The sequence below is a fragment of the Sunxiuqinia dokdonensis genome (assembly GCF_001270965.1).
Lineage (GTDB): Bacteria > Bacteroidota > Bacteroidia > Bacteroidales > Prolixibacteraceae > Sunxiuqinia > Sunxiuqinia dokdonensis.
On the sequence record NZ_LGIA01000173.1, the window covers coordinates 49,850 to 55,907 of the forward strand.

General features: G+C 47.5%; 8 protein-coding genes. 6 read left to right on the forward strand and 2 right to left on the reverse strand.

The genetic code is table 11. The features are described from left to right. Positions 1-201: 201 nt before the first annotated feature. Both rlmN and NC99_RS14760 read right to left on the reverse strand, forming a co-directional pair. Positions 202-1,227 (reverse strand): 23S rRNA (adenine(2503)-C(2))-methyltransferase RlmN, encoded by a 1,026-nt coding sequence (rlmN, locus tag NC99_RS14755; protein WP_053185195.1) that lies wholly within the window; start codon positions 1,225-1,227, stop codon positions 202-204. A gap of 106 nt (positions 1,228-1,333) precedes the next feature. Further along, a complete protein-coding gene (locus tag NC99_RS14760; protein WP_053185198.1) occupies positions 1,334-2,014 on the reverse strand; it encodes a ferredoxin--NADP reductase in 681 nt (226 codons plus the stop codon). A gap of 199 nt (positions 2,015-2,213) precedes the next feature. Here NC99_RS14760 and yidD point away from each other — a divergent pair, with 199 nt between their 5' ends. The 6 genes from yidD to NC99_RS14790 all read left to right on the forward strand — a co-directional run. Next, positions 2,214-2,477 (forward strand): membrane protein insertion efficiency factor YidD, encoded by a 264-nt coding sequence (gene yidD / locus NC99_RS14770; RefSeq protein WP_239684461.1) that lies wholly within the window; start codon positions 2,214-2,216, stop codon positions 2,475-2,477. Between the two features lie 191 nt (positions 2,478-2,668). After that, positions 2,669-3,529 carry a metal ABC transporter solute-binding protein, Zn/Mn family gene (locus tag NC99_RS14775; RefSeq protein WP_162231232.1) on the forward strand — a complete coding sequence of 287 codons (861 nt, stop codon included), beginning with the start codon at positions 2,669-2,671 and terminating at the stop codon, positions 3,527-3,529. Beyond that, complete coding sequence (locus tag NC99_RS14780) at positions 3,526-4,296, forward strand: metal ABC transporter ATP-binding protein (RefSeq protein ID WP_053185207.1); 771 nt, start codon at positions 3,526-3,528, stop codon at positions 4,294-4,296. The genes NC99_RS14775 and NC99_RS14780 overlap by 4 nt, the downstream gene beginning before the upstream one ends. Then, entirely contained in the window at positions 4,280-5,110 is an 831-nt protein-coding gene (locus tag NC99_RS14785) for a metal ABC transporter permease (protein ID WP_157624943.1), read from the forward strand. The genes NC99_RS14780 and NC99_RS14785 overlap by 17 nt, the downstream gene beginning before the upstream one ends. Positions 5,111-5,565: 455 nt before the next feature. Next, complete coding sequence (locus NC99_RS22580; RefSeq protein WP_262509314.1) at positions 5,566-5,694, forward strand: hypothetical protein; 129 nt, start codon at positions 5,566-5,568, stop codon at positions 5,692-5,694. Positions 5,695-5,763: 69 nt separating this feature from the next. Beyond that, on the forward strand, positions 5,764-6,058 hold a 295-nt coding region (locus NC99_RS14790), incomplete at its 3' end, for a hypothetical protein (RefSeq protein ID WP_157624945.1).

Consider the following 6,058-nt stretch of genomic DNA (forward strand, 5'->3'; position numbering starts at 1 on the left):
ATGTTGTTCGTCTGAAAGGGTGGAGTCTGCTGGCTTGTTCTCGTTTCAATCATCACGGTCAGGAAATTCAAGTTAATTTTGGTTTAGTCAGAATAACAAAGATATCATTTTTTCTTTCCCATTCTGAACAAGAATCAATGCTAATTTTTGTTCCAGACCTTGCGTTGAAATCCACAAATTCGTTTCGGTTGTCCAGGCGTTTTATTCCTTCACCAAAGCTTTGGTCGATAACAGTCCGCAAGCGGCGTAGATATCCTGCCCGCGTGAGGCGCGAATGGTGGTGGTGATGCCTTTGGCTTCCAAACCAGCTTTGAACTGCTCCAAAGTTGCTTCGTCGGTTCCTTTCAGCGGCGTGTCGGGGATGGGGTGAAAGCGGATTAAATTGATGCGGCACTTGATGCCATCGAGCAGGCGTGCCATTTCTTTTACATGTGCGGGCGTATCATTCAATCCATGAAACACGATGTATTCGAACGAAACCCGGCGCTGGCGTCCAAAGTCCCAGTTGCGGATTTCCTCCAACACATCATCCAGCGGATAGGCGATTTCGACGGGCATCAGTTTTTGGCGTTCCTCGTGAAAGGGGGTGTGCATGCTGATGGCCAGGTGGGCTTCGCTTTCGTTTAAAAAACGCACCAGTCCGGGCACAATGCCGATTGACGACACGGTAATCCGGCGCGGGCTCATGGCAAAACCCCAGTCGGCAGTCATGATTTCAGTACTTTTCAGCACTTCGTCCAAGTTGTCGAATGGTTCGCCCATGCCCATGTACACAATGTTGCTCACTTCCTCCCACTCCGGAATATTGCGAATTTGGTTCACAATTTCGCCGGCGGTGAGTTGGCCCTGAAAGCCTTGCTTGCCGGTCATGCAAAACAGGCAGCCCATTTTACAACCGACCTGCGATGACACACAAACGGTTTTGCGGTCTTTGTCCGGAATCATGGCTGTTTCAATAAACTTGCCGTTGCCGGTTGGAAACAGGTACTTTTTGGTGCCGTCCACACTTTCCTGCACTTTGGTTGAATTTACCAGGCCGAAGACGTATTTTTCGGCGAGTATTTCGCGTGCTTTCTTTGACAGGTTGGTCATTTCCTCAATCGAAGACACCTCTTTTTTATACAGCCAGTCGGCTATTTGTTTGGCGGTGAATTTTGGGAAGCCCAGTTCCACAACCAACTCCTGCAGTTCGCTCAATGTTTTTCCAAAAAGTGCTTCTTTGACCATCGTGTAAATTTTCTGCAAAGTTATAAAAGAGAATCAGATGCGAAAACAGTTGAAGGCAATCGGGGTGAGTTGAATCCAGTTGTCTTCCGTCGTCTTCCAGGTTTTCTTAAAAATAAATCTCTGCCAGAATATTTTCGTAGGGAATGCTGCGTGAAATCAGCAAATCACGAACTTCAACCACCATCAGCGCTTTTCCGCAGAGGTAATAGAGCTGATCTTTTGGCAGGTCATCTACCGAGTTTAGGTAGTCGGTTACCCGGCCAGGGAAAACATCGCAGGATTGTTCCTGCGAGCAACACCGAACATAGTTGCGTCCCATCGCCCAGTCCAATTCATTTTCAAAATAAAACTGGTTTAAATGGCGCGCACCGTGAATCAGCTTTTTGTTTTCGAACTGCCCCGATTGGAACATGCTGTAAAATGGGGCGATGCCTGTTCCGGTGGCAATCCACCAGGCAGGCTTTGGAGTTCCGAGAAAACCGCCGTAAGGTTTCGATACCAGCAGTTTGTCTCCCGGAATTCTGGTTGCCAGCTTCGGTGTGAGATAACCATCTTCCTTGATATTAAAAAGTACGCGAATCTCTTTTTCGTGATTTCCGCTGCAAATGCTGTAAATCCGTGGCGGTTGGAGCCGATCGACGGCAATTCGGACCACCTGGCCCGGGATGAAATCATCCGCTCGCTTATACGACAGCAGAAAAACTCCGGGCGAAATTTCTTCGTTTTGAAGAATCGTTTCTTCGTAGAGTTGAACTTCTTTTGGAGACTGCGCTTTTGTTTTTGGCATGTTCTGTTGCTTTGTTCATCCCATTAACGCAGCCAAAAGGTTTTGGTTTTCGTCTGAAAAAGAAAAAAGCAACTTGCCGTTGTTTCTGGCTGTGGTGAGTCAGTGGCGAGACTTTGTTGTTGATTCTCAATCCTCCGTAATTTTCATTAATTTTGCGCCATCCAGTGGAGGGGATTGAATGATGCAATGTGTGGCAAAAATGATATTGAAAATGTTGGGTTGGTTGTTGTTGCTGCCGGTTTATTTTTACAAGTATGCCATTTCGCCGTTGACACCCGCTTCGTGCCGCCATGTACCCAGCTGTTCGCAGTATGCTGTCGAAGCGGTCAAGATTCACGGGCCTTTTAAGGGTTTTTGGCTGGCTACCCGGCGCATTTCAAAATGCCATCCCTGGGGAACACACGGATATGATCCGGTGCCGGAGAAAGAGCAAATCAAGGTGAAGAAACTAACATTGAAATAAAATCTTTTTTAAAGGTACGCTCAACAATCCGGACGTTTTTAGGTTGTTTTTCCTTTGGATTGAAATCCGGTGAATCATTTAAAGGAGCATGTTGAGCTTTCTGATTTTCTGAGTGGAAAGTGATCGGGATAAAATGAAAGCGGTTCATGATCTTAAGTTTAACTATCTTTGAAAAAACAAGCATGAAACATATGAAACGACTGTTGATATTGGCCCTGCTTTTTGGGATGGCCTGCAGTTCTCCCGAAAAAAGTGAAAAGAATTTTGTTACAGTGACCATCCTGCCTCAAAAGTATTTTGTGGAAAGAATTGCCGGCGACTTACTTCAGGTGCAGGTTCTGGTGCCGCCGGGCGCCGGGCCGGAAACCTATTCGCTGGTGCCTTCGCAAATGAAGGAGTTGTCGGGTTCGCTGGCTTGGCTGCGTATTGGTAAAATTGGTTTTGAAGATGCCTGGTCGGAGAAGATTGTGCAAGCCAATCCCGATCTGAAGGTGTTTGATACTTCGCAACGAGCTGACTGGATTGCCGAAGAAATCGTTCAGCATGGCGATCATGTACATGCCCACGGCGTTGATCCGCACATCTGGATGTCGCCGGCCGAAGTTCAGAACATCGTGACCTTGACTTACCAGGCATTGGTGAGCTTGTTTCCGGATCAAGAGGATCTTTTCAAGCAAAACTACGAAGACTTTCGCATTGAGATTGAACTGCTGGATAACGAGCTGTTAAGCCTGTTTGAAGGACTGGAGAACCGCGAATTTCTGATTTTTCATCCTGCCTTAAGTTACTTGGCCCGCGATTATGATTTGGAGCAGATTTCGCTGGAGGTTGATGGCAAGGAGCCCTCGCCAAAGTACATGAGCGAACTGGTTCGGCATGCCCGCGAGATGGGAATCCGGGTGGTTCTTATTCAAAAGGAATTTGACAAGGAGAACGCACAGCAGCTAGCCAAAGAACTGGAAGGCGAAGTGGTTCAGATTGATCCTTTGGCTGAGAACTGGATAGAAGGCTTACGCGATATCGCCAATAAAATTGTAGAAGGATCGAAATGAACGAAAAGTTGGTTGAAATAAAAAATCTATCGGTGAGCTACGACCAGCAAAGGGTGCTGGAACAGGCCAACCTGGATATTCATCCGCTGGACTTTTTAGGGATTATCGGGCCAAATGGCGGTGGTAAAACCACGCTGATTAAAGCCTTGCTGGGCTTGGTCAAACCAGATGCCGGCTCCATCAAGTTTCATATTCCACTGAAAAAAGTGGGTTACCTGCCACAGATCAACCAGGTGGATAAACGCTTTCCCATCACCGTGCTCGACGTGGTTCAGTCGGGCAAAACCGGAGGTAAGTTTCTGAATGTTTTCAGAAAAGATCATGCCGACCGGCTTTATGCCGAACAGCTGATTGATGAAATGGGCATCACAGGCATCAGGCACAAAGCCATTGGTGAGCTCTCCGGTGGGCAGATGCAGCGCGTTTTTCTGTGTCGTTCGCTGATGAACCAGCCCGAACTGCTCATATTGGACGAGCCCGATACTTTTGTCGATAACCAGTTTGAAAGCGAATTGTACGAGAAGCTCAAGGAGCTGAATAAGCGGATGGCGATCCTGCTGGTTTCGCACGATGTGGGCACCATTTCGTACTATGTAAAAACCATTGCCTGCGTGAACCGGCAAGTGCATTACCATCCGAGCAATGTCATCAGCACCGAACAACTGGCTTCCTATAATTGTCCGTTGCAAATCATCACTCACGGACACATTCCGCATACGGTTTTAGGTATGCATGAAAACCACGACCACCATGAACACCGTCATTGATTTGTTCTCCTACGACTTTTTTTTGAATGCCTTTTGGGCATCATTTTTTGCCGCGGTAAGTTGCGGAATTGTGGGTACTTACATCGTTTCGCGCCGCATTGTGTTTGTCAGCGGCGGTATTACGCACGCCTCGTTTGGCGGCATCGGTATTGGCTATTTCCTGGGTTGGAGCCCCTTGCTGGGCGCCGCCATTTTTGCGATTTTGTCGGGCTGGGGCATCCAGCTCTTTACGCAGAAAGGGAAAGTCCGCGAAGATTCGTCCATCGCCATTTGGTGGTCGCTGGGCATGGCCATTGGCATTATTTTCATCTACCTCAGCCCGGGTTACGCGCCCAACTTAATGAGCTACCTGTTTGGAAGCGTACTGACCGTTTCAACCACCGAGCTTTACCTGATGGGAGCCCTTTCGCTGGTTTTGGTCTTATTTTTTGCCTTGTTTTACCGCTTGATTCTGTATGTGGCCTTCGATGAGGAGTTTGCCAAAACAACGGGCTTGCCGGTCAACCTGATTAATTATTTGCTGATTAGCCTCATTGCCCTCACCATTGTGTTGAACATCCGGGTGGTGGGCATCATCTTGATTCTTTCGCTGCTCACCTTACCGCAAGCCACGGCCAACCTGTTTACCAAAGACTTTAAAAAGATGATGGTGATTTCGGTTTTGTTCGCCTTTATTGGCTCGTTTGCCGGATTGCTGTTTTCGTTTTATGTTGATATTCCTTCCGGTGCCTCCATCATTTTTACCCTGGTGCTGGTTTTTGCTTTGATGAAACTGGCCTTTTATATTCGGCAAAAATTGCTTTCGCGTGGCTGAACAGCCAACGATATTGACCTGTGAAAACTGCGGGGGTTCTTTTCCAAAAGACTCGTTGCGGCGCGACTGCGGAAACTGCTTTGCCTGCACCGGCTGCGAGATTTACATTTGCCCCAACTGCCGGCGTGGAATTGTGGTGAAACCCGTGAAACGACCAGGAGAGAAGAAGTGATGTTAAGTCTCTTTTTGTGAATCCATTTAGCCTTCCGGAGATCTTTACTGATTTGTTCAAGCCAGAAATAAGCAGACCACATGATATGGCGTGTAGGGTGCGAAAATTAGTCTGTAGAACATGAAAAGTGGCTTGTAGACGTTAATTGTCGATCGATAAAACCCACATTTCTACTTTTTTTGCATAAAATGGCTCTTTAGAACAAAAATTATAGGTAAATGCCATTACCAGAGCGGTAAATGAGGCTACCAGAGCGGTAGATGAGCTTACCAGAGAGGAAAACGTGGTAACCGAAGCGGTAAACGTGATAGCCAGAGCGGTAAATGTGTTAACCAGAGGGGTAGATGCCATAACCGAGGCCGAAAACACCACAACCAACGAAGTAGACGACTCGCCGGACGAACTTTCGTAAAAAAGCAAGGGTAACTGTCCCCGGCCTGCCACGTATGAAGAACTGAAAGAAACCAAATACGACGCGGCTGTGAATCATCCAAACAAACCGACAAGCAAACGAAGGAAATTCCTGCGTAAGCTGGTGTTTCCCGTCACTCCGCTTACTGTATTGACCGGCTTGGCGGTCGTGATTACCACCATCGCCTTGATTCGGGTTTCCTCCGAAAGTTATTCTTCGGCCATGCTGGCGGCCATCAGTGCCAACCTGACCTTTGGGATACTCATCTTCTATGTGCTTGACCGCATGCTGGTACAACGGGTGGCGTATCGGTACGTGGCTTTGGGCGAAATGATATTTGGGGTATTGTTGTTCTTTTTGGTTG